The 24,268-nt window shown below is 66.1% G+C and carries 21 protein-coding genes; 13 read left to right on the top strand and 8 right to left on the bottom strand.

Annotated features, from left to right (window positions below; translation table 11 throughout):
* The 5 genes from GL279_RS17425 to GL279_RS17405 all read left to right on the top strand — a co-directional run.
* Positions 1-106 (top strand): transposase domain-containing protein (locus GL279_RS17425; protein ID WP_155064130.1); only part of this gene is annotated, 106 nt, incomplete at its 5' end.
* Positions 107-765: 659 nt separating this feature from the next.
* Entirely contained in the window at positions 766-1,518 is a 753-nt protein-coding gene (locus tag GL279_RS17420) for a hypothetical protein (protein ID WP_155065899.1), read from the top strand.
* On the top strand, positions 1,515-3,764 hold the full coding sequence (locus tag GL279_RS17415; RefSeq protein ID WP_155065898.1) for a Mu transposase C-terminal domain-containing protein: 2,250 nt from the start codon (positions 1,515-1,517) through the stop codon (positions 3,762-3,764). Before GL279_RS17420 ends, GL279_RS17415 begins: the two co-directional genes overlap by 4 nt.
* A gap of 5 nt (positions 3,765-3,769) precedes the next feature.
* Positions 3,770-4,516 (top strand): ATP-binding protein, encoded by a 747-nt coding sequence (locus GL279_RS17410; protein ID WP_246175374.1) that lies wholly within the window; start codon positions 3,770-3,772, stop codon positions 4,514-4,516.
* Positions 4,498-5,340 carry a hypothetical protein gene (locus GL279_RS17405; protein WP_246175373.1) on the top strand — a complete coding sequence of 281 codons (843 nt, stop codon included), beginning with the start codon at positions 4,498-4,500 and terminating at the stop codon, positions 5,338-5,340. Before GL279_RS17410 ends, GL279_RS17405 begins: the two co-directional genes overlap by 19 nt.
* Positions 5,341-5,963: 623 nt before the next feature.
* Here GL279_RS17405 and dmeF read toward each other — a convergent pair.
* Both dmeF and GL279_RS17395 read right to left on the bottom strand, forming a co-directional pair.
* Complete coding sequence (gene dmeF, locus GL279_RS17400; RefSeq protein WP_155065897.1) at positions 5,964-6,956, bottom strand: CDF family Co(II)/Ni(II) efflux transporter DmeF; 993 nt, start codon at positions 6,954-6,956, stop codon at positions 5,964-5,966.
* Positions 6,953-7,231 carry a metal/formaldehyde-sensitive transcriptional repressor gene (locus tag GL279_RS17395; protein ID WP_155065896.1) on the bottom strand — a complete coding sequence of 93 codons (279 nt, stop codon included), beginning with the start codon at positions 7,229-7,231 and terminating at the stop codon, positions 6,953-6,955. Before GL279_RS17395 ends, dmeF begins: the two co-directional genes overlap by 4 nt.
* 225 nt (positions 7,232-7,456) lie before the next feature.
* On the opposite strand from GL279_RS17395, the gene tauA reads away from it, so the two are divergent.
* Genes tauA through GL279_RS17380 form a run of 3 tightly spaced genes read left to right on the top strand, consistent with a single transcriptional unit; the run spans position 7,457 to position 10,068 of the window.
* Positions 7,457-8,461: a taurine ABC transporter substrate-binding protein gene (gene tauA, locus GL279_RS17390; protein WP_155065895.1), complete on the top strand. Its 1,005-nt coding sequence runs from the start codon at positions 7,457-7,459 to the stop codon at positions 8,459-8,461.
* 4 nt (positions 8,462-8,465) lie between these two features.
* On the top strand, positions 8,466-9,254 hold the full coding sequence (locus GL279_RS17385; protein WP_155065894.1) for a taurine ABC transporter ATP-binding protein: 789 nt from the start codon (positions 8,466-8,468) through the stop codon (positions 9,252-9,254).
* Entirely contained in the window at positions 9,247-10,068 is an 822-nt protein-coding gene (locus GL279_RS17380; protein ID WP_246175372.1) for an ABC transporter permease subunit, read from the top strand. Before GL279_RS17385 ends, GL279_RS17380 begins: the two co-directional genes overlap by 8 nt.
* A 1-nt stretch (position 10,069) precedes the next feature.
* On the opposite strand, the gene GL279_RS17375 is transcribed toward GL279_RS17380, so the two are convergent.
* The 6 genes from GL279_RS17375 to GL279_RS17350 form a co-directional block, all read right to left on the bottom strand.
* Positions 10,070-11,131 (bottom strand): ATP-binding protein, encoded by a 1,062-nt coding sequence (locus GL279_RS17375; RefSeq protein ID WP_155065892.1) that lies wholly within the window; start codon positions 11,129-11,131, stop codon positions 10,070-10,072.
* Positions 11,121-11,819 carry a response regulator gene (locus GL279_RS17370; protein WP_343039848.1) on the bottom strand — a complete coding sequence of 233 codons (699 nt, stop codon included), beginning with the start codon at positions 11,817-11,819 and terminating at the stop codon, positions 11,121-11,123. The genes GL279_RS17375 and GL279_RS17370 overlap by 11 nt, the downstream gene beginning before the upstream one ends.
* Entirely contained in the window at positions 11,816-14,923 is a 3,108-nt protein-coding gene (locus GL279_RS17365; protein WP_155065891.1) for a multidrug efflux RND transporter permease subunit, read from the bottom strand. The genes GL279_RS17370 and GL279_RS17365 overlap by 4 nt, the downstream gene beginning before the upstream one ends.
* A 12-nt stretch (positions 14,924-14,935) precedes the next feature.
* The gene (locus GL279_RS17360) at positions 14,936-16,093 is read right to left on the bottom strand and encodes an efflux RND transporter periplasmic adaptor subunit (RefSeq protein WP_155065890.1); all 1,158 of its coding nucleotides are present in this window, start codon (positions 16,091-16,093) and stop codon (positions 14,936-14,938) included.
* Positions 16,094-16,225: 132 nt separating this feature from the next.
* Positions 16,226-17,191: a LysR family transcriptional regulator gene (locus GL279_RS19180; protein WP_170294012.1), complete on the bottom strand. Its 966-nt coding sequence runs from the start codon at positions 17,189-17,191 to the stop codon at positions 16,226-16,228.
* 556 nt (positions 17,192-17,747) lie between these two features.
* Complete coding sequence (locus GL279_RS17350; RefSeq protein WP_155065888.1) at positions 17,748-18,749, bottom strand: GlxA family transcriptional regulator; 1,002 nt, start codon at positions 18,747-18,749, stop codon at positions 17,748-17,750.
* Positions 18,750-18,885: 136 nt separating this feature from the next.
* Between GL279_RS17350 and GL279_RS17345 the strand changes: the two genes are divergently transcribed.
* The 5 genes from GL279_RS17345 to GL279_RS17325 form a co-directional block, all read left to right on the top strand.
* Positions 18,886-20,136, top strand: coding sequence for a sarcosine oxidase subunit beta family protein (locus GL279_RS17345; RefSeq protein ID WP_343039847.1), 1,251 nt, complete (start codon positions 18,886-18,888; stop codon positions 20,134-20,136).
* A gap of 12 nt (positions 20,137-20,148) precedes the next feature.
* On the top strand, positions 20,149-20,427 hold the full coding sequence (locus GL279_RS17340; RefSeq protein ID WP_155065887.1) for a sarcosine oxidase subunit delta: 279 nt from the start codon (positions 20,149-20,151) through the stop codon (positions 20,425-20,427).
* Positions 20,424-23,348 carry a sarcosine oxidase subunit alpha family protein gene (locus GL279_RS17335; protein ID WP_155065886.1) on the top strand — a complete coding sequence of 975 codons (2,925 nt, stop codon included), beginning with the start codon at positions 20,424-20,426 and terminating at the stop codon, positions 23,346-23,348. Before GL279_RS17340 ends, GL279_RS17335 begins: the two co-directional genes overlap by 4 nt.
* Positions 23,341-23,889 (top strand): sarcosine oxidase subunit gamma, encoded by a 549-nt coding sequence (locus tag GL279_RS17330; RefSeq protein WP_343039846.1) that lies wholly within the window; start codon positions 23,341-23,343, stop codon positions 23,887-23,889. The genes GL279_RS17335 and GL279_RS17330 overlap by 8 nt, the downstream gene beginning before the upstream one ends.
* Positions 23,886-24,268 (top strand): tetrahydrofolate dehydrogenase/cyclohydrolase catalytic domain-containing protein (locus GL279_RS17325; protein ID WP_281348997.1); only part of this gene is annotated, 383 nt, incomplete at its 3' end. The genes GL279_RS17330 and GL279_RS17325, both read left to right, overlap by 4 nt.

The following is a 24,268-nucleotide window of genomic DNA, read 5'->3' as shown; positions in this document are numbered from 1 at the left end:
CTACCTCGCCGATACCCTCCGGGCCATCCTCGACGGACACCCCAGATCCCGCATCGAGGACCTCATGCCCTGGTGCTACGACCAAGCGTCAAGCCTCGCTGCATAGGGCCTCGTCGTCGCGCTTACGCTCAACCGCGCGCCAAAGGGGTCACTTTTGGGCGCCGATCGGGGGGGCCGTTTGGATGCCGATTGACAGCCCGATCCGGACCGGAGCGGAAGAACTGTCTGTCGCGGCTTGCGGTGGCCGGTCCACAAGACCTGCCCTCCCCTGGCGCCAATCGGGCTTCGAAAAACGGAACCCCTTTTAGCCGCCAGAACAACCCATTGATAAGACGTTGTTTCTTCCAATCCGCCGGGTCACGGGATAATGTCCCGCGCGACAATCTCGCAAACTTCGGAAGGATGAAACGATGAAGATCTGATGCCCCCAGATACGAAAACGCCGGAATGTTGGAGCATTCCGACGTGATCGTTATCAGGAAGACCGAAGCCCTCCAGCTCTCATACTGCTCCTTTAGCAGATTCAGCGGTCCGCCGCAAGGATCCGCCATGGGCGACGATCCTCCTCAACATAGCAGGCTTCTTTCCGGGAACGGCTGACAGGCCGACCTTGCCCCGTCCGTAAATCCGGCGGGGCAAGGACGGCACCGCCATGCCTGCATCCCGGCAGGAAACCTCATCCCGATCGGCCCTTGGTCATCGGGGCACGAGACCGCATCCGCCCGACCGGGCGGAGACCGATCCCCCATGAGGAAACCATCCCCAATGAACGTGAATAATCCGATCGAGCCCATGCTCGCGCTACCCCTTCTCGCTTCGGGCCTCGAAAATGCAGTGGTCCTGCCTACGCCCTCCAAGGCGGAGCGCGACATTGCCATCGCCTCGAACCGGCATTGCACAGCCCATGACGTGCTGGGTCACGGCGCAGGGGTCCGCATCCAATGCGAGTCCGGGCTGGAACGCAGCCATGCCTTCATCATCAACTCCAGGCTGCAGACCTATGACTTTCGCGAGCAAGTCTCGTTTCCTTATCCGTTTAAGGACAGCAAGACGCGGCACATCTTCGACTTCTATGTGACCGAAGTCGACGGGCGGCGGATCGCATGCACGGTAAAGCCCGACGCCCGGACCCGTAAGCGCGGCGAGCACCAGATGCCGGGAGAGGACTTCATCACGCATATGCAAACGGTCTCGTTCTGGGTGCAGGAAAGGAACTTCGCAGACGAAGTCCGTCTGCTCACCGAGAAAGACATCGATCCTGTCGAGTTGCACAACGCCCATGCTCTTGCGGCATTTCGCGACCCCCACCCCGACCCCGATGCCGATGCGGCAGCCTGGGAGCTGACGAGACACCTCGTGGGCGGTCGCAGCTTGCGCGATCTCACACGCGACCTCGGCCTGGCCGAACGTGGTTATCGCGCCTTGCTTCGCCTGGTCCGAATGCGCGCGCTCGTTGGCCAGCCCGGCCATCGGCTCACTCCTGACATCCTCATTTTCCGGAAAGGAACCATCCAATGACCGCAATCGACCGCCACCTGCCCCAGTTCATCATCGGCAAGCATGACAGGATCACCTTCCCGACCGTTGGGATGTTGCCCGGCATGCCCGGAAAATCGATGCGTCTGGTTTACGCCACCGATGAGGGTGTGGTGCTCCAGCCCGCCGATGGTGCCGGCCCTTCGGAAACCTTCAGCTATGCCCAGCTGCGTCGGATGAATGCTGCGCGGGAAATCCACCACGAGCCGGAGTTCTATCTGCCCGTAGCGCAGCGCAGCACGACCTTGCGCAACGAGATCGACGTCATCGCGCCGACGCTGTCTGATGCGGAACGTCGACGCGTCGACGCCCGCTATGCCCTGGTTATGGCGTTCGACGTCTTGTCGGACAACGACGCGGGTGCGGCCAGAATCAAGCGCACCGATGAAAGCATCGCGGCCAATATGGACCTGATCCGCGATACCGCGGCGGAATATCTGAGCAAAACCGGGCCTACCCCCGATTTTGTCGAACGTGTGCGCGAATACCGCGAGAATGGTGGCCGCAAACCTCAAGGTGGCCAGACGGCGGCCCGTCCGGAGGCGGTTGCGCCGCGGAAGCTTCGCAAATGGTCAGCGGCGATGAAGGTGGGCGGCAAGTGGGCGCTTCGCGACAAGTGCTGCAACCGCGGCAACAAGAACGGACACTTCACCACTGACGAGCAGGGGCTGCTGTCGAACGTCATCCGCGAGTTCTATCTCGACTTAAACCGTCCAAGCGTCGCGCAGACGGTGACGGAGGTCCGGCGCGTATTTCTGGAGAAGAATGCAGTGCGGCGGGAACAAGGCCTGACGGAGATGCGGATTCCGAGCCGCGATGCCGTCCGATCCTTCATCAAGGGCATCGATGAGCTCACCCGACTTGTCGAGCGTTATGGCCACCGTGAGGCCCTGAAGCGGATGAAACCCGTGACCAGGGGCCTTGAGGTCAGCCGCCCTCTGGAACGCGTCGAGATGGACGAGTGTAAAATCGATCTCATCACGATCATGGCGCAGGCCGGCCTTCTGCAGCTCTTCACGCCGGAAGAACTGGTGAAAATGGGGTTGGACAACAAGAAGCGCCGCTGGTGGCTGGTATTCGCAATCGACTGCCGCACCCGCATGATCCTTGGGATGAAGCTCACCAACGAGCCGAAAACGACCGCCGCAAGCGAATGCCTGCGCATGGTCCTGGAAGACAAGGGTGAGTTTGCAGATGCCGTAGGCGCGTTGACCCCGTGGTCGCATCGCGGCAAGCCCGAAGGTCTGGTGACGGACAATGGCGTATTCCGGTCCATTGAGTTTACGGACACCTATGCCAATCTCGGTATCGGCCTCCTGCGGACCGTTGCCGGCGCTCCGGGCATGCGGGGGATGATCGAGCGGCTGTTCCGCACCGCCATCATGAGCCTGTTTTCGCGTCTGTCCGGTCGGGTTTTCTCGAACGTTCTCGAGCGCGGCGATCATCCTTCGGAAGAGCGGGCCTGCCTGACCACCGAACAGCTGGCCTACGCCATCGTGCGTTGGGTCGTCGATATCTATCACAACACGCCGCACGAAGGGCTTGGAGGCCTGACGCCGCTGCAGCAGTGGGGCCGTGACATGGAGGACGGCAACTATCCGCTTCACGCCTTGCCAACCCGCGCCACCACCCGGATCGCCTTCGGGGTTCCGATCATGCGACAGCTGAGCAAGACCGGCATCACCGTCGGCGGCATCCGCTATCACGACGAAGTGCTGGCGCACAGGCACCTGTCCCATGGGGATCACGATGTCGAGGTCCGCTGGGACCATACCGATATCGGCAGGATTGCTGTCTGCGTCGAAAACCGCTGGATCGAAGCGCGCAGCGTTCATCGCAATGGCCTGCTTGGCCAGGCGCTCGATGGGCTCAGCGCCGCGGAATGGGACGCCTCGGTTCGGGCATTGCGTGCAAGCGATCCGAAGCGCCAGGCCTTCGATGAAAGCGTCGTCCATGCTGCGATCAAGGATATCCAGGCGATGAACCACCGCCAGCAGCTGGAATACAAGGTCATCAATCAGGACTGGTCGGAAAAGCGCCTCGCCGCGCGCGAGGAGGTGATGATGAGCTTCGAGGTGCGGCCCGATACCCCGCGCACCCATCAAACCGCTGACGACTACGGCCGGACCATTCAGCCGCGTGCGCCCATGGAGAACGTCGGAAGCGAGGCGGCCGCGCTTCCCAAGCCCGATCGCGGCCCGAAATTCGATGGCAAGGCAAAAGGATGACGATGATGAACACCGATACCCAGACCCGTCATGCCGCCATTGCCCCCCTCATGGCGCAGCTTCGCGCGCGTCATGTCGTCACCGAACGCGACCGGGAGGTTGAGGCACAGCTTTGCCGCCTCCTCCACGTCGATGAAACGGGACAGATCACCGCCGAACCTGTCCGTTTCACGGCGGGACTGGAAAGCCGCGGCATCATCCTCATCGAGCCGGCGGGCGGCGGGAAGACCACCGCCATCCGGAATGTCTTGCAGGAGTTCCCGGCCTTGGGCACCCATCACGAAACCGGAGCGCCCCGTGTCCTTGAGGTGCAGGTCGAAAGTCCCGCAACCCTGCGCAGCATCCTGCGTGCCCTTCTGCGGGAAATGGGCCTGACCAGGGTATCGTCCCGAACCAGCGCCTGGGAACTCCTCGACCTGGTGAAGAACCGGATCGCAGCGACCGGGGCAACCACGATCTGGTTCGATGAGGCACAGGATCTGTTCCTTTCCCGATCAACCCGGGAAATCGATGACATGCTCAAGATGATCAAGGGCCTGATGAAAGGTCCGAATTCCGTCGTCGTCATCCTGAGCGGCACCGAACGCCTGATCGAGATTGCCGGCTATGACCCGCAGGTCAATCGGCGGTTCATCTGGACAATATTCCTCTCGCAGCCGGCGATGAGATCTTCGGGGAGGTGGTGCCTGCGCGGCGTCGACATGACCTGGCCACACTCTCCGCGGTGTCCGGAATGTCCAGGTTGCAGGTGAGAGACGTATTCGCCGGCCTGGGGCTGTTGTCGGCAGATGACGGTCGACCTTTGAATGCGCTTACCTTCGACGCGACCGAAAGCGAAGCTATCGCGTGCGAGTTGCGGGGATCGGTTCCCGCCAACGCACTCTCCGCCCATCTTGGCTGCGACACGACGACGGCAGCGGCGATCCTCAATGCGGGACTGGTCAAAAGGGTCTTGGACGACAGGATTATTTTCGATCGCGACGCGGATGCCCTGAAGCGGGTCAGCTTGGACTCAGTCCACGACCTTCTGGCCATTCTCTTCGAAAACGCCACCACCCTTGAGGTTGTCCCCGTCCAGTTCGCCACCCTGAGCGTGGCCGCGCGCCACGCACATTGGCAAGTCGACCGGATCATTCGGCTGGTCCTGTCCGGGAGCCTCGACCTCTATGGCCTGGTCGGGCGAACCGATTTTGATGGCCTGCTGATCGATGAACGCCAGCTGCTGCGCATCCTGGAGGCGCCACCGATGACGGCCGCAATCTCGAAGGAAGACGCGGCAAAGGAACTAAGCGTCGAGGTGAAGATCCTCGAGAACATCATGCGCATTCCCGACGAGAGCGGAGCGCCGATCATCCGGCGCGTTGTGCCGCTCATCGGCCCGCTGAAACGTCGCCATCAGGTCGCGAAGCCCGACTTCGAACGGTTCCAGCACGACCATATCTCGATCCGCGAACTGGCCGAAGCTGAAGGCACGACGATCGCGGAAATGCATGCAGCCTTGCAGCAGCGCGGGATCTTGCCGATTCTGTCAGGCATGCCCTTGGCGACTCAAATCTTCCGCCGATCCGACATCTGACCCTTATCCAAGCCTGAACTCTTGCGAGCCGCCCATCATGGGCGGCTTTTTTTGTTGCGTATCAGAGGTCACAGGCGAGTTTCGATGGGCGTTATTTGCCCTCGGAATGGAACAGAACCGCCGCCGGATTCGAAAACAGTCATTGATTCCAATGAAGAAATTTTACGGCCATGGCCTCTTATTGGCCGTCATTTCAGATGCTGGCCGGATCGGCGGGACATGAGGGTTCTGCATGGGACTTGTTTTGACGAGCGAGCGTGAGCTTCAGCGCGTCGAGGCGCTGGACGACAGCTTGCGCACGGCGCAGGTCGCGCGCCGCCGCGATGTAAGGCGCTGCGGCTGGGCGCTGCAAGTGCTCCGAACACTCGCTCCGGGGGGGATGCGTTTGCACGACCGCTTGCAGCCGATCTGGCTCGCATCTTGTGCCGGAGGGTTGCGATATCGGGCTGAGCCCCAGAACCGCCCACCCGATCTCCGGGGGTATTGGGCCAGAACGGCAGGGCCGCTGCCCTTTCCCGTGCGCGGGGCTGGCTTCGCGTTCCCTTTGCCCGGAACCGAGCCAAGGCTGGCGATAAGGTCGCTGTTGAGGAAACCGCCCCCTACAGCGACCGCGTCGCGATCCCTTACACCGCCGGTTCGACCTGAATGGTCAGGTGCGACAGGTCGTGCAGATGGGACAGCCGGGCCCGATATGCGGCGGGCGCCTGCGGGTTTTCCGAGCGGATCGCGACAATGGCGCCATGATGGCCGGGGCCCAGTTGCCAGACATGCAGATCGGTGACGCGGTCATAGCCGGTCTCGATGGCGGTGCGGATCTCTTGCGGCAGGCTCTCGTCTTCGGGGGTGTAGTCCAGCAAGATCCGCCCGGTGCTCTGGATCAATCCCCATGACCAGCGCGCGATCACCAGCCCGCCGACGATGCCCATCATCGGGTCGAGCCATGTCGAGCCATAGATGCTGCCCAGCGTCAGCGCCGCGATGGCCAGAACCGAGGTAAAGGCATCGGCCAGCACATGCAGATAGGCCGCGCGCAGGTTATTGTCGGCGGCGTGCCCGGTGTCATGCCCCGCCTCATGATCGTGGCCATGCTCATGCCCGTGATCGTGGTCGTGCCCATGCGCGTGGTGGTCGTGATGGTGACCATGGTGATGGTCGTGGTCGTCGCGCAGCAACCATGCGCACAGCAGATTAACCGCAAGGCCGATCACAGCCACGGCAATCGCCTGACGAAAGTCGATCTCGACTGGCGCATAGAGCCGCACCAGACTTTCCCAGCCGATCAGCAGCGCGATCAGGGCCAGCACCACCGCGCTGGCAAAGCCGGCCAGATCGCCCAGCTTGCCGGTGCCGAAGGTAAAGCGCGTGTTGCGGGCATTGCGGCGCGCATAGCGATAGGCCAGCGCGGCGATCAGCATCGCGCCGGCGTGGGTCGACATGTGCCAGCCATCGGCCACCAGCGCCATCGAGCCATAGATATTGCCGGCGGTGATCTCGGCCACCATCATCGCGGCGGTGATCGCGATCACCAGCCAGGTCCGCCGTTCGTTGCGGTGGTGATTGTCGCCCAGATACACATGCTCGTGCGGCGCGGCGAGACGGGAGCTCGGGTTCGTCATTTCAGATAGGTCCTGATGATGGCGATGAGCTCGGCCGCGGCCTCGGCACGCGCGCCATCCTCGTCGCGATCGGGGTTAGAGATATGTTCGCGGATGTGATCCTCGATCAACTCGGCCGTCAGCCCGCTGACGGCACCGCGGATCGAGGCGGTCAGATTGAGGATCTCGCCGCAGGGGGCCTCGGTCTCCAAGGCACGCTCGACCGCCTCGATCTGGCCTTTCAGACGGCGGACGCGGGCGAGCAGCTTGGTCTTGTGCTTGATGGTATGGCTCATAGCATAGGGGGGTACCCTATTTGATAGGTGTCGCGCAAGTGACGAGCATGTACAGGCCCTGCCCCGGCACCATGGAAAAATTCTCTCCGCGCCCGGCAGGAAAGAGAAGATCGCACGCGGCCCGTGTCGGGATATGGAATGGCGCGGCAGAGAAATCTCGGTCAGTTTTGTCGTCAATTCGGCGCGGGCATCCAGCCGGCGCCCTGACCCTTGGAAAGTTGTGACATGTCTCTCATCGGTTTTTCGTCCCGCATCGCCCTTGCCGGGCTTCTGGCCTCAGTCGCGCTGCCGGCCGGCGCCGAAAGCCTGCGCATCGGCTGGCAGCAGATCGTCGAGCCCTCGCGCGTGGCGCAGGCCGGCCAGCAGTATGAAAAGGCAACCGGCGCCGAAATCACCTGGAACCTGTTCGGCGGCGGCGCGGATGTGATCGCGGCCCTTGCCTCGGGGTCGATCGACATCGGCTATGTCGGCTCGTCGCCGCTGGCCGCCGCCGCCTCGCAGGGGCTGCCGATCGAGACGATCTATGTCGTCGGCAATATCGCCCAGGCCGAGGCGCTGGCTGTCAAGGACGTGACCAGCCCCGAGGGGCTGAAGGGCAAGAAGATCGCGACGCCCTTCGTTTCGACCGCGCATTATTCGCTGCTGACGGCGCTGAAACATTGGGGCATCGCCCCGGCCGATGTGCAGCTTTTGAACCTGCGCCCGCCAGAGATTGCTGCCGCATGGGAACGCGGCGACATCGACGGCGCCTATATCTGGGATCCGGTGCTGAACCAGATCAAGTCCAGCGGCGGCAAGGTGCTGGCCGACAGCGCCGATGTCGCGACCTGGGGCGGGCCGACCTTTGACGCATGGATCGTGCGCAAGGATTACGCCGAGCAGCATCCCGACGTGATCACCGCCTTCGTCAAGGTCACGGGCGAGATCACCGATGACTATCTGGCCCATCCCGACGCCTGGGGCGCGGGCTCGCAGAATGCGGCCCGGATCGCCGAGCTGACCGGCGCCCCTGTGGCCGAGGTTCCGGCCCTGCTGAAAGGCTATGCCTTTGCCGGGCTCAAGGATCAGACCAGCCCCGAATTTCTGGGCGGCCGCACCGCCGAGGCGATCAAGGCGACCGCGCAATTCCTGCAGGAGCAGGGCTCGGCCACGGCGCTGGACGATTACAACGGCGCGGTGAATGCGGGCTTTGCCGAGGCCGCGCTGAAAACCGAAACCGCGCGGAACTAGGCCGATGGCATCGCGGGCGGGATCGCTGGCCCTGTCGCATGTGTCGCTGCATTACGGCGCCGGCCTTGCGGTGCTGCACGATGTCTCGCTGACGCTCGCGCGCGGTGAATTCATCTCGGTCATCGGGCGGTCGGGATCGGGCAAGACGTCGCTCTTGAATCTGGCGGGCGGCTTTGTGGCGCCCTCCTCAGGGCAGGTCAGCGTTGATGACAGGCCGGTGACTGGCCCCGGCCCGGATCGCGCCGTGGTGTTTCAGGACGATGCCCTATACCCGTGGCGCAGCGTGCGCGAAAACGTCGCCCTGCCCTTGAAGCTACGCGGCATGGCGCCGGCGGCGCGGGCGGAACGGGCGCGGGCATGGCTGGCCGAGGTCGGCCTGCAGGACCATGGCGACAAGCCGATCTGGCAGCTTTCGGGCGGTCAGCGCCAGCGGGTCGGGCTGGCCCGCGCGCTGGCCTCCGAGCCCGAATTTCTGCTGATGGACGAACCGCTGGGCGCGCTGGATGCGATGACGCGCGACCAGATGCACGAGCTGTTGCTGCGGCTGTGGCAGGACAGCCATGCCGGGGCGCTGCTGATCACGCATAGCGTCGAGGAGGCGGTGTTCCTGTCCACCTCGGTCATCGTGCTGGCGCCCGCGCCGGGGCACATCGTGCATCGCGAGGATTTCGACTTTGGCCGCCGCTTCCTGTGTGGCGAAGATCCCCGCGCCCTGAAATCCGAGCCCGCCTTCATCGCCGCGCGCGAGCGCCTGCTGGCCGCCATCCATGGGAAAGAGCCGGTTCATGGTTGACCTTCCGATCACGCAACCCGCCCCGGTGCCGCGCAGGCGCAGGCCGGCGCTGTCATGGGCCCGCTATGTCGGACTGGCGACGATCGGCGGGCTGCTGATCCTGTGGAGCGCGGCCTCGGCCCTTGGCTGGGCCTCGCCGCTGTTTCTGCCCTCGCCGGCCCGGGTCTGGGCGGCACTGCAGCGGGTGGCAGGTCAGGGCTATGCCAATGCGACGCTGGCCCAGCATGTCGCGGCCAGCCTGTGGCGGGTGGGCGGCGCGCTGCTGGCCGCGATGGCGGTGGGCGTGCCGGCGGGGCTGGTCATCGCCACCTCGCGCATCGGGCGCGGCATCCTTGACCCGCTGATCGAATTCATCCGGCCGCTGCCGCCGCTGGCCTATCTGCCGCTGATCATCATCTGGTTCGGCATTGGCGAATTGTCCAAGGTGCTGGTCATCGCCATCGCCATGCTGGCGCCGATCGTCATCTCGACCGCCTCGGGCGTGCGGGCAGCATCGGAAAGCCAGATCCAGGCCGCGCGCACCTTTGGCGCCACGCGCTGGCAGGTCATCCGCGAGGTGATGGTGCCCGCCGCCCTACCCTCGATCCTGACCGGCATCAGGATCGCGCTTGGCGCGGGCTGGACCACGCTGGTCGCGGCCGAACTGGTCGCGGCGACGCGCGGCCTGGGCTATATGATCCAATCCGCCGCGCAATTTCTGGTCACCGACATGGTGATCGCGGGCATCCTTGTGATCTCGGCCCTTGCCACCCTGTCCGAACTGGGCCTGCGCTGGGTCGAGCGCCGCTTCCTGCCATGGATCGGCAAGGCCTGAGCTAGCCTGCCCCGTCGCGGGGCAGCCGGATCTCGACCGCAAGGCCCGGCGCCCCGGCAGGCGGCAGGATCAGCGCCTCGCCGCCATGGGCGCGAGCGATGGCGCGCACGATGGGCAGGCCCAGCCCTGAGCCGCCAAGGCTGCGCCCGCGCGAATCGTCGGCGCGCCAGAAGCGGTCGAAGGCGCGGGCACGGCCCTCGGCGGGCAGACCCGGCCCGGTATCGCTGCACCGAAAGAACACCGCCCCGTCCGCAACGCCGGTCTCGACATGGACATGGCTTTGCGGCGCATAGCGGCGACAGTTTTCCAGCACCGCGACAAAGGCCTGCCGCAGCCGGGCGCGGTCGCCCGCGGTGACGGCCGGGGCCAGCGCGCTGCTGGTGGCGATGCCGGCCACCCCCAGTTCGCTGCCCAGCATCGCCAGCGCCGAGGCAGCCTCAGCCGCTAGATCCATCGGGGCAAGGGTCAGGTCCAGCTGCCCGGCATTGCCAAGCGCAAGGGTGCGCAACTCATCCACGATCCGCGCCAGCTCATCGACATGGGCGATCAGCCGCCCGTAAAGCTGCGGATCGGGGGCATAGACCCCATCCATCAGCCCTTGCAGGCGCCCGCGCAGGATGGTCAGCGGCGTGCGCAATTCATGCGCGATGGCCGAATTGGAATAGGCCAGTTCGGCCTCGGCCCGTTGCAGCCGCCGGGCCATGTCGTTGAAATCGGCGACCAGCTCGCGCGCCTCGCCATAGCTGCCGGCGGGCAGGTCGGCGCGGGCGGTGAAATTGCCCGCCGCCACCAGCCGCGCGGCGCCGGCCACGGATTTCAGCGGCTGCACGATCCGCCGCGCCAGCCGCCAACCGATCAGCGAGGCAGTCAGCAACCCGATGGTCAGCAGCAGGCCCACCATGACGCTGTCGCCCATCCGCCAACGCTCGTCATGGGTATCGGGATAGAGCCAGTCGTAGATGAAGACGAAATAGGCCATCAGCCCGAAATAGACCACCGCGATGGCCGCCAGTGTCAGCGCGATCATCGCGCGGGTGATGCGGGCGTTCAGATTATCCGCCATGGGGCGCCTCCAGCCGATAGCCGATGCCGCGCACGCCGCTCAGCATGCCGTCCGCCCCCGCCGCCGCCAGCTTGCGACGCAGGTTGCTGACATGGCTGTCGACGGTGCGGTCCAGCGCCTCGCCCTCGGGCAGGCAGGCATCGACCAGCTCGCCCCGGCCAAAGGCGCGGCCGGGCGAGCGCGCCATCTGCGCAAGGATGCGGTATTCGGTCGGCGTCAGCTCCAGCGCGACCGGACCCGCGCCCGTCTCGACCTGCGCACGATGGGCGCCGGGATCGACCGTCAGCGGCCCCAACCGCAGCAGATGTTCGGGCGCATGGCCCAGCGTGCGGCGCAGGACGGCGCGGGCGCGGGCCACCACTTCGAGCGGGTTGAAGGGCTTGACCACGTAATCATCGGCGCCGATGCGCAGGGCCTGCAGCTTGTCCAGATCCTCGGCCAAAGCGGTGACCATGATCACCGGGGTTTCGCCGCGCCTGCGGATCGCGGCCAGCACCTCATATCCGTCCTGCCCCGGCAACTTGATGTCCAGCACCACCAGATCGGGGCGCAGCCGCTGATGATGGGCAAGGCCGGTCGGCCCGTCGCCGGCGCTGATCACCCGATAGCCCTCGCGCGCGAAATAGGCTTCAAGGATCTCGGCGATCTCGGGTTCGTCCTCGACGATCAGGATCAGGGCATTGGTCACAGCTTGGCCTCCTGAATCTGGCCGGCGCGGCGGCGGCGGCCGATGCGGGCCACCGTCACATAAAGCACCGGCACGAAAAAGACAGCCAGCACCGTGGCCGAGACCATGCCGCCGAACACGCCGGTGCCGATGGCATTCTGGATCTCGGATCCGGCGCCGCGCGCCAGCATCAGGGGCACCACCCCAAGGATGAAGGCCAGCGAGGTCATCAGGATCGGCCGCAGGCGCAGCCGCGCCGCCTGCAGCGTGGCGCGGTAAAGCCCCTGACCCTGTTCGCGCAGATGGCGGGCATATTCGATCATCAGGATGGCGTTCTTGGCCGACAGGCCGATGATGGTGATCAGCCCGACCTTGAAGAACACGTCATTGTCGCCCCCCCGCGCCAGCACCGCCAGCACCGCGCCCAGCACGCCCAGCGGCACCACCAGCATCACCGCCAGAGGGATTGACCAGCTTTCATAAAGCGCGGCCAGCACCAGAAACACCACCAGCATCGAGGCCGCCAGCAGCATCGGTGCCTGACTGGCCGATTGCTGTTCCTGCAACGACTGGCCGGTCCATTCGATGCCAAAGCCCGGCGGCAGTTCGGCAGCCAGCCGCTCGATTTCGGCCATGGCGGCACCGCTGGACACGCCCGCCGCCGCCGAGCCCGAGATGCGCGCGGCCGGATAGCCGTTATAGCGCGCCAGTTGCAGCGGCGTGGCCTGCCAGACCGGCGTCGCCACCTCGGAAAGCGCCACCATGCCGCCGTCGATATTGCGCATCTCAAGACGCAGCACGTCATCAAGCCGCATCCGCGCCGGGGCATCGGCCTGCACGATCACCTGCTGCAGGCGGCCCTGATTGGGAAAGTCGTTGACATAGCCCGAGCCGATGGCCGTCGAAATGGTGTCATTGATCGCGGTAAAGGACAGGCCAAGCGCCTGCGCCTTTTGCCGGTCGATCTGCAAGGCGATGCTGGCACCGTCGGGCAAGCCCTCGGTTATCACCCCGCTCAGCAGCGGGCTTTGCCCGGCCAGCGCGATCAGCCGGTCCTCGGCCGCCTTCAGCGCAGCGGGCCCGGCATTGGCGCGATCTTCCAGCCGCAGCGAAAAGCCCGAGGTGGTGCCAAGGGATTCGATGGCAGGCGGCTTCATGATCATCGCCGTGCCCTCGGGGATATTGGCCATGGCGGCCTCGGCGGCGGCGATTTCCTCGTTCACGGTGCTCTGGCGCGCGTCCCAGTCCCGCAGGCTGGTAAAGGCCTGCGCGGCATTGGGCCCCGAGCCGGAAAAGCCAAAGCCAAGGATCACCGTGCTTTCGATGATATCGGGGCGGGTGGCGGTATGCGCCTCATAGGCGGCGACGATCTCGCGCGTGCGTTCGGCGGTGGCCCCGGCGGGCAGTTCGATCATGGCCATGAAACTGCCCTGATCCTCTTCGGGCACGAATGAGGTCGGCACCCGCAGATAGCCCACCGCCAGCACCGCCAGCAGCAGCGCATAGACCACCAGCATCCGCCCGCCCCGCCGCAGCGCGATCCCGACCCAGCCGGTATAGCGCGCGGTCAGCGCATCAAAGCCCCGGTTGAAGCGGCCAAAGATACCGCCGGTGGCATGGCCCGTGGCCGGCCTGAGGATGGTGGCGCATAGCGCCGGCGTCAGCGTCAGCGCCAGAAAGGCCGAGAACAGGATCGACACCGCCATCGACAGCGTGAACTGGCGATAGATCGCCCCGACCGAGCCACCGGCCAGCCCCATCGGCACAAAGACGGCGGCCAGCACCAGCGTGATGCCGACGATGGCACCCGAGATTTCGCGCATGGCCTGCCGGGTGGCGTCGCGAGGCGACAGGCCCTGCCGCATCATGATTCGCTCGACATTCTCGACCACGACGATGGCGTCGTCGACGATGATGCCGATGGCCAGCACCATGCCGAACATGGTCAGCACGTTGATGGAATAGCCCGCCAGCCACATCACCGCGAAGGTGCCGGCCAGCGCGATCGGCGCGACGATGGTCGGGATCAGCGTATAGCGCAGCTTTTGCAAGAACAGCAGCATGACCAGAAACACCAGCGCCATCGCCTCGATCAGCGTATGCACCACCTTGGTGATCGAGACCTTCACGAAGGGCGCGGTGTTGTAGGACACCGAAACCTCCATGTCGGCGGGCATCGCCGGGCGCAGCTCGGCCAGCCGCGCCTCGATGGCGGCGGCGGTGCGCACGGCATTGGCGCCGGGCGACATCTGGATGGCGGCGGCGGCGGCGGGCTTGCCATTGCTGCTGACGCTGAAAGCCATGGTCTGCGCGCCCAGCTCGACCCGCGCGACATCGCCCAGAAGCAGCCGCGCGCCATCCGATTGCGCCCGCAGCGGGATGGCGGCAAAGGCCTCGGGCGAGGTCAGCTGCCCGCGCAGCGTCAGCGGAACCGAGACGCGGGTGCCGGGCACGGTCGGCTCGTCGCCCAGCCGGCCGGGCGTCGCCTGCGCATTCTCGCGCGCGATGGCCTCGGTCACATCGGTCATGGTCAGGCCATAGGCCGCCAGCCGGGCCGGATCGACCCAGACCCGCATCGCCCGCTCCGCCCCGAATTGCTGGACCCGGCCCACGCCGGGCAGACGCTTGAGCTCTTCGGCCAGATTGCGGGTCAGGTAATCGCCAAGGCTCAGCTCATCGGTCTTGCCCTCGCGCGATTTCAGCGTGATCACCATCAGGAAACCCGATTCCGCGCCCTCGACGCCGATGCCGGCGCGGCGCACCGTCTCGGGCAGCAGGGGTTCGGCGTTCTTCATGCGGTTCTGCACATCGACCTGCGCAAGCTCGGGGTCGGTGCCGGGGCGGAAGGTCACGAAGATATTGGCCCCTCCTGTAGAATCTACTGTAGATTCGTAATACAAGACATTCTTTACACTGGAGAGTTCCTTTTCGATCGGACGGATCACGCTGTCGCTGACCGTCTGCACATCGGCCCCGGCATAGGTGGCAAAGATGCTGACGCTGGGCGGGGCGATATCGGGGAAGCGCGCCACCGGCAGTTGCGGGATCGCGACAATGCCGGCCAGCGCGATGAAAATGGCGATAACCCAGGCAAAGATCGGGCGGTCGATGAAGAATTGCGACATGGCGGTGATCCCTTAGTGGCCGGCGACCGACAGCGCGGGCTCGGTCGCTGCGGTTGTCATTTCAGGGACAGCGGCCAGCGTGACGGCCACCGGGACGCCCTCGGGGACGCGGTCCTGTCCGCGGATGGCCACGCGTTCGCCCGGCTGCAGGCCCGAGGCGACGACGACCCGGTCCCCGACGGCATCGCCCAGAACCACATCGCGCCGCATCGCCTGATTCTTGTCCGAAACCACGACCACCTGCGCCCCGCCGCCGCCATTGCGCAGCACAGCATCCTCGGGCACCAGCAGCGCAGCGGGCAGCACCCCGCGCGGCAGGCGGGCGCGCAGGAACATGCCGGGCAACAGCGCCATGTCGGGATTGTCGACCTCGACCCGGACCGAGACATTGCCGGTGCCCGGATCGACGATCACATCGGAAAACCGCAATTGTCCCGGCTGTGGATAGGCTCGGCCGCCATCGGTCAGGATCTCGACCTCGCCCAGCCCTTGCGCGGCGGCGGCCTGCACGGCATCCAGCCGCGCGGCCGGCAGGCGCAGATCGACATAGACCCGGTCCAGATCCTGCACCACCGCCAGCGCCCGCTCGGCCCCCGGCACCGCCAGCCCGCCGATATCGGCCAGCCCCGCCGCGACATATCCCGCCACCGGCGCGCGCAGGGTAGCATAGCCAAGGTCAAGCCGGCGCCGTTCGACCAGCGCCTGCGCCTCGGCCAGCCCCGCGCCGGCCAGCGCCAGATCGTTGCGGGCGATCTCGTTGCGCTCGGCGCTGGTGGCGTTGCGCGTCAGCAGCGCATCCGAACGTTCCAGCGCCCGGCGGGCATGGGTTTCGGCGGCACGGGCACGCGCCAGCGCCGCCTCGGCGGTGGCCAGCTCGGCCTGCAAGGGCGCCGGGTCGATGCGGAACAGCACATCCCCCGCCGCGACGCGCGCGCCCTCGTCTACCGGACGCTCAAGGATCAGCCTGCCGACCTGTGGCCGGATCTCGACCCGGCGCAGGGCGGCGACTCGACCGGGAAATTCGTCGCGCAGCACCACGCGCTCGGGTGCCAGCACCGCGACGGTCAGCCGCACGGCCTCGGTCTCTTGCGCCGCGCCCACGCTGGCAGAGAGCAGGCCAAAGGCAAGGAAAGCGGCCAGCGCAAGCGGCTTCAGGGGGCGGGGCGTCATCGCGGAACTCCATCATCGGGCATCGAGCCGCCCGATGACATCCCGGCGTCGACGAATCGCGCAGGATATATGGAGGTTTCATGGAGAAAGGCCGGCGGGCGGGATCACCCGCCGCCAGGCATCCGCGCCAGATCACCCGTGCCGGGTGGTGGCGCGGTCGTGCGGCTCGGCGTCATCGGGATTGCTGGCGCCGGGCAGGTCGATGCGCTGGAACTGGTTGCGCGCATGTTCCAGAAACACCGCCGCCGCCAGCGGCAGGTTGCTGCCGGCGCGCACCATCAGGCCAAAGCGGTTTTCGGGCAGCCCTTCCTCGACCAGCGGGCGGAACACCAACCGCCCCTCGGCAATGTCGGTCTGCGCGCCGATGGGCGTGGTGATCGACACATAACGCCCGGTCAGGGCCAGTTCGACCAGCATGCGGATCGAATCGACCTCGACCAGCGGCGGCAGGGTCTTGGTCGCCTGCATCAGAAACGGCTCGACCACCTTGCGGATCGAGATTTCCGGCGTCGCCATCGCCAGCGGATGTTGCAGGCATTCCGACAGGCCGATGGGGCCGCGATTGCCGGCCAGCGGGTGGTCGTGGCGCAGCACGGCGCCGATCTTGACATCGCGTTGCAGGGCGATGCTGACCTGCGGATTGCGGTCGGTGATAAAGCCGAAACCGACCTCGGCCCGTTCGCTGACCAGCCGCTCGACCACTTCGGCGGCCGACACCATCGAGACCTCCAGCTGCAGACCCGGATAGCGGCGGCCGAATTCCGAGATGATCTCGGGCAGAAAGGCGATGCCGACGCTTTCCACGGTCGCGATGCGCACGGTGCCGGTCTTGAGCCCGCGCAGCAGCTCCAGCTCGCCCACGGCCACATCAAGGATCTCGCCCAGATTGCGGGTATGGGCATAAAGGATCTCGCCCGCCGGCGACAGCGTCAGCCGGCGTTGCCGGTCGCGCATGAACAGTTCGACCCCAAGCGCGTTTTCCAGCTGGCTGATCTGGCGCGACACCGCCGAGGCCGCGACATTGAGCCGGCGCGAGGCCTCGCGCACCGACAGATGCTCGGCCACCGCGTTGAAGTGGACCAGCGCCGCCTGATACAAAAATCCGCGCCAAAAGCGCCGGGGACAGCGCCTGTCCACGGGTGGGCGGGGCGGCGTTGTCCGCTGTTGCCGAGTCCTTTCGCATGGGTTTTCCCGCTGTTGCCTTTTCGGCAGCACCAGATGACATGATCGGAAATTTCGCAACCCGAAATATACCGTATGGTTCGGTCTTGCTTCGACTGTTCGTCGAAGGAGCTGCTTTCGGCTCGTCGGAGAGCGGGTCTGGTGTTGATGAGTGAACAGTAACCAGTAGCCTCTCCTGCGCCGGGCACATCGCCCGGCCCATGTGGGATATTGTGAGTTTAGCAGGTATGCCCCCCAGACAGGGAGGTGGCACGCCAGCGGGCCGGCATCGCCAGATGCGGGCCCGCTGGTGGTCCTGCTCCCACCGCTCTTGTCCAACCGCAACCGCGCCCCGGCGCGCCGGCTGGACGGTCTTGCGGCAATCCGCCGGTGCGCGGCCCCGGCCCCTGCCCGTCCGTGGCATGGGCCGGGGCCGCGTCCGGCAGGCGGGGCCCCTGCCCTGTTGCCTTTTCGATATCTGGCGCCGGGCCGGTCAGCCGCCGCGCCGCGCGGGCGTGCCGGGCCGGTCCCGCAGCGCCTGCCGCCGCCGGCTGGGCGGCTGTCCAAAACGCTCGGCATAGAGCCGGGCAAAATGCGCAGCGCTGGAAAACCCGGTCACCAGCGCCACGTCCAGCATCGACAAGGCGGTCTGCTGCACCAGCTCATCGGCCTTTTTCAGCCGCATCTCGCGGTAAAAGCGCATCATCGGCACCCCCAGCCGGTCGTTGAACAGGCGCTGCAACTGGCGCGGGCTGCAACCGACCTGAGCCGCGACCTGTTCGGGCGACAGCGGATCGGCCAGATGGCTGAACATCAGCTCGACCGCCTGTGCCAGCAGCGGGTGGCGCAGGTCGAACCGCTCGGCCACCGGGCCCAGCTGCGGCTCTTCGGCGGCACGGGTGCCTTGATGGATGAACCATTCCGCGACCTGCCGGGCAAAGCCCGCGCCATGGTCGCGCGCAATCAGCGCACACATCATGTCGAGCGCCGCCACCCCGCCCGCGCAGCTGTAGCGGTCGCGGTCAACGACATAGAGCGCACGTTCGATCAACAGCTCGGGGCGCTGCTCGGCCAAGGCATCGGCATGGGCCCAATGCAGGGTAAAGCGCCGCCCCTCCATCAACCCCAGCCGCGCCAGAATCACCGCCCCGCCCGAGATGCCGCCCAGCGGCACCTTGCGCGATTGCAGCGCCCGCAGGCCGCGCGCCAGCGCCGCGTCGTGAAACTGCATCGGATTGCCGCCCGCCACGACCAGCGCCAGATCCAGCGCCCCGGCCTGTGCCAGCGGCTGGGCCTGAAAGCCGCCGCCCGAGGTCGAGGCGGCAAAACCTCCGTCGCTCGACAGGTAAAGCGGGCGGTAAAGCTCGCGCTCGGCCAGATGGTTGGCGGCACGCAGCGGCTCGACCGCGGCAGCCAATGACATCAGCGAGTAATCCGGCGTCAGCACAAAGCCGATGCGGGTGGGCGGGGATGGCAAAGCGGCAGAGGGGGGCATGGCGGGCCTTCGTGATCTTTCATGAATATGACGCGCTCTGTCCCGGATTGGCAAGAATTTGTCCCTTGCAGACAAATCTGCCGCTGCGGCGCGCGCTAACTTCTAATCAGGAAACGCGAATCGGAGGTCTTGGGCCGTGCGATATTCAGGCTTCAGGGTGATCAAGGAGGCACTGACCGGCCATAAGGGCTGGAAGCCGATCTGGCGCAACCCCGAACCGCAGCCCGCCTATGATTACGTCATCGTCGGCGGTGGCGGGCATGGCCTCGCGACGGCCTATTACCTTGCCACGACCTTTCGGCAGGCGCGCATCGCGGTGCTGGAAAAGGGCTGGCTCGGCTCGGGCAACATCGGACGCAACACCACGATCATCCGCTCGAACTACCTGTTGCCGGGAAACGAACCCTTCTACGAGTTCTCGATGAAATTGTGGGAGAATCTGGAGCAGGAATTCAACTTCAACGCCATGGTCAGCCAGCGCGGGATCCTGAACCTGATCCATACCGATGCGCAGCGCGACGCCTATCGCCGGCGCGGCAACGCCATGATCCTTGCCGGTGCCGATGCCGAGTTGCTGGATCGAGAACAGGTCCGCGCCATGTATCCATGGCTGAATTTCGACAATGCCCGCTTCCCGATCAAGGGCGGGCTGGTGCAGCGCCGCGCCGGCACCGCGCGCCATGACGGCGTGGCCTGGGGCTATGCCCGTGGCGCCGATCTGGCGGGCGTCGATCTGATCCAGAATTGCGAAGTCACCGGCTTTCGCATCGAAAACGGCACCCTCAAGGGGGTCGAGACCTCGCGCGGCTATATCGGCGCGAAAAAGGTGGGCGTGGCCGTCGCCGGCTCGTCCGGCCGGGTCATGGCGCAGGCGGGCATGCGCCTGCCGATCGAAAGCCATGTCCTGCAAGCCTTTGTCAGCGAGGGGCTGAAGCCCTTTATCGACGGGGTCATCACCTTTGGCGCCGGGCATTTCTATGTCAGCCAGTCGGACAAGGGCGGGCTGGTCTTTGGCGGCGACATCGACGGCTACAATTCCTACGCCCAACGCGGCAATATGGCGGTGATCGAGGATGTGGCCCAGGGCGGCATGGCGCTGATGCCCGCCATCGGGCGCGCGCGGCTGCTGCGCATCTGGGGCGGCATCATGGACATGTCGATGGACGGCTCGCCCATCATCGACCGCACGCCGATCCAGGGCCTCTATCTGAATGCGGGCTGGTGCTATGGCGGCTTCAAGGCGACGCCCGCCTCGGGCTATGCCTTTGCCCATCTTCTGGCCACCGACAGGCCGCATGACACCGCCCGCGCCTATCGGCTGGACCGGTTCGAACGCGGCTATCCCATCGACGAAAAAGGCATGGGCGCCACGCCCAATCTGCACTGAGGGCCCCACAAGATGCTGATCCCCCATCCCCTTCTGGGCCTGCGCGATGCCGAGGAATTCACCTATCTGGGTGACGCGAGCCTGCTTGATCGCCCCGACCCGCATGCCCCCGACGCCGCACAGCAGTTCTACGAATACCAGCACCTGCGCGACAACCCGGCCGGCATCCACCGCGAGCTGTGGTTTCACGAACAGGGCGACCGCAGCTGGCTGATCGTCACCCGCAACACGCTGACGCATGAAATTCTGGGCGCGGAACTGGCGCGCGACGCGAAAGGGGCCAAGGCATGACCCGTCTGTCCGGCGGTCTGATCGACCGCAGCCGCAGCCTGACCTTCACCTTCGACGGCAAGACCTATCAGGGGCATGCCGGCGACACGCTGGCCTCGGCGCTTCTGGCCAATGACGTGCGGCTGATGGGCCGCAGCTTCAAATACCACCGCCCGCGCGGCGTCATTGCCTCGGGCTCGGAAGAACCCAATGCGCTGGTCGAGCTGCGCGGCGGCGCGTGGCAGGAACCCAACACCCGCGCCACCGTGGCCGAGCTCTTCGACGGGCTTGCCGCCCGCAGCCAGAACAAGGTCGGCAGCCTCGGCTTCGACCTTCTGGCAGTGAACGACCTTCTGTCGCCGTTTTTCTCGGCGGGGTTCTATTACAAGACCTTCATGTGGCCGCGCGCCTTCTGGGAAAAGCTCTATGAGCCCGCGATCCGCCGCGCGGCGGGTCTGGGCAGCCTGACGCATGAGCCCGATCCCGATGCCTATGACGCGGGCTTTCTGCATTGCGACCTTCTGGTGATCGGCGGCGGCGCGGCCGGACTTACCGCCGCCCTGACCGCCGCCCGCGCCGGCGCGCAGGTGATCCTCGCGGATGAGGATTTCCGGCTGGGCGGACGGCTTCTGGCCGAAAGCGCGCCGCTGGACCGGCCCGCCACCGACTGGATTGCCGGGATCGAGGCCGAATTCGCCGGCCTGCCCAACCTGCGCGTGATGCGCCGCACCACGGTCTGGGGCGCCTTTGACCATGGCATCTATGGCGCGGTCGAACGCGTCAGCGACCATCTGGCCAGCCCCGGCAAGCGCGTGCGCCAGACGCTGTGGCGCATCACCACCAAACGCGCCATCCTCGCCTCGGGCGCGACCGAGCGGCATATCCCCTTTGCCGACAACGACCGCCCCGGCGTGATGCTGTCGGGGGCGATGCGGGCCTATGCCAACCGCTGGGCGGTCAGCCCGGCCAAGCGCGTCGCCATCTTTACCAATAATGACGACGGCCACCGCACCGCCCGCGATCTGCTGGCCAAGGGCGTCGAGATCGCCGCCGTGATCGACCCGCGCCCCGCAGCCTCTGGTGCCGGCTATCGCACCATTCAGGGCCATGTCACCGGCACCAAGGGCCGGCTGGGCCTGAGCCGCATCGAGGTCACCGCCAATGGCCGCAGCGAATGGATCGACTGCGGCGCGCTTGGCGTCTCGGGCGGCTGGAACCCGAATATCCAGATCGCCTCGCATCATCGCGGACGGCCAGTCTGGCACGATGGATTGCAGGCCTTTGTCGCCGGTCCCGGCGGCCCGGTCGGGCTGATCCCGGCAGGCGCGACATCGGGTCAGAGCAGCACGGCCCAGGCGCTGGTCTCGGGTGCCAAGGCTGCGCAGGCGGCACTGGCCGATCTCGGCATCACTGCCACCCTGCCCGATCTGCCGCAGGCCGAGGATCAGGCGCTGAACCTGAAGCCACTGTGGCATGTGCCGGGCAAATCCCGCGCCTGGGTCGATTTCCAGAACGATGTCACCGTCAAGGACATCAAGCTGGCCTATCAAGAAAACATGCGTCCGGTCGAACATCTGAAACGCTGGACCACGCTGGGGATGGCCACCGATCAGGGCAAGACCTCGAACGTGACCGGGCTGGCCGTCATGGCCGAGCTGACCGGCCAGTCGATCCAGAGCACCGGCACCACCATTTTCCGCCCACCCTATACACCCGTGGCGCTGTCGGTCTTGGGCGGCGGCGATACCGGCACGCATTTCCGCCCCCGTCGCCTGACGCCGACGCATGACTGGGCCAGCCGTCAGGGCGCGGTCTTTGTCGAGGTCGGACAATGGATGCGCGCGCAATATTTTCCGCGCGCCGGCGAAACCACCTGGCGCCAGACCGTCGACCGCGAGGTTCTGGCCACCCGCACCGGCGTCGGCATCTGCGACGTGACCACTTTGGGCAAGATCGACGTCCAAGGCGCGGATGCGGGCGAATTTCTGGACCGCGTCTATTGCAACGCGATGAAATCGCTGAAGGTCGGCATGGTCCGCTATGGCCTGATGCTGCGCGAGGATGGCTTTGCCTGGGATGACGGCACCTGCGCTCGGCTGGCCGAGACGCAATATGTGGTGACGACGACCACCGCCAATGCCGGCACGATCTATCGGCATCTGGAGTTCTGCCGGCAATGCCTGTGGCCGGAACTGGACGTGCAGCTGATCTCGACCACCGATGCCTGGGCGCAGCTTTCCGTCGCCGGCCCCAATGCGCGCAAACTGTTGCAGCGCGTGGTGGACGGGTTCGATCTGTCGAACGAGAGCTTTCCCTTCATGGCCTGCGCTAATCTGACGGTTTGCGGTGGGTTGCGCGCGCGGCTTTTCCGCATCAGCTTCTCGGGCGAGCTTGCCTATGAAATCGCGGTCCCGGCCCGTTACGGCAATGCGCTGATCGAGCGGTTGATCGATATCGGCGCCGATCTGGGCGCCACGCCCTATGGCACCGAAACGCTGGGCGTGCTGCGCATCGAAAAGGGCCATGCGGCGGGCAATGAGCTGAACGGCCAGACCACGGCGCAGATGCTGGGCATGGGCCGCATGGTCAGCACGAAAAAGGACTCGATCGGGGCGGTGCTGTCGCGGCGCGAAGGGTTGGTGGCGGAACGCCGCGTGCTGGTCGGGCTGCAACCCGTCGATGCCAGCCAGCCGGTCGTCGCGGGATCGCATCTCTTTGCCGAGGGTGCGGCGCAGGACACTGCCAGCGATCAGGGCTGGATCACCTCGGCCTGCTATTCGCCGCATGTCGGCAGCGCCATCGGCCTTGGCTATCTGGACAATGGCGATGCGCAACTGGGCGAACAGATCGTCGCCGCCAACCCGCTGCAGGCGCAGCAGGTGGTGCTGCGTGTCGTCTCGCCGCATTTCGTGGACCCCGAAGGAGGACGTGTCCGTGACTGAGCTGAAGCCGATCTGCGCCCTTGGCGGCGCCGAACCCGCCAGCCGCCGCATCGGCGCGCTGAGCCTGCGCGAAGACGCGGGGCTGGGCCTTGCCTCGCTGGCCCTGCGCGCCGGGGCGCCTGCCCCCGCGCTGGGGCTGGTGCTGCCCGGCCCCGGTGGCTGGGCCGAGGGTGCGGGGCTTGCCGCATTCTGGACTGGCGCCGGGCAATGGATGCTGGAGTTTCCCGGTGGCGCCGGGCGCGATCTGGCGGCGGAACTGGCCGGTCCCGGCCTGTCCGTCACCGAACAGACCGACGGCTTCACCGCCTTCGAGATTCAGGGCCCGGCCGCCGAACTGGTCGCGCTTCTGGAAAAGCTGGTCAATGTCGATGCGCGCCGTTTCGGCCCCGGCTCGGCCACGCGAACCGGATTTCATCACATGAGCGTCTTTGTCATCCGCCGCGCGCCGGATCGGCTGGCGGTGCTGGGCATGCGCTCGGCCGCCGGCACGATCTGGCACGCGCTGGTCGAAGCCGCCGAACGACAGGAGGTGCCGGCATGAGCATCATCGACGGAAAGTCCTTTGCAGAACGGCTTCGCGGGCGAGTTTCCGCGACGGTATCTGGGTTATCGGATCGCGGGATTGTGCCCGGTCTTGCGGTTGTGCTGGTGGGCGAGGATCCGGCCTCGGCGGTCTATGTGCGCAACAAGGGCATCCAGACGCGCGAAGCGGGGATGGTGAGCTTTGAGCACAAGCTTGAGGCCTCGACCGGGCAGGACGCGCTGATGGCGCTGATTGCTAAGTTGAATGCCGATCCGGCGGTGCATGGCATTCTGGTGCAGCTGCCGCTGCCGGGGCATCTGGACGCCGAGGCCGTCATCAATGCCATCGCACCGGAAAAGGACGTCGACGGCTTTACCATCAGCAATGTCGGCCTGCT

The sequence above is a fragment of the Paracoccus limosus genome (assembly GCF_009711185.1).
GTDB classification, from domain to species: domain Bacteria; phylum Pseudomonadota; class Alphaproteobacteria; order Rhodobacterales; family Rhodobacteraceae; genus Paracoccus; species Paracoccus limosus.
Note: the sequence above shows the minus strand (reverse complement) of the source record. Positions and strands in the feature narration are given on the sequence as shown.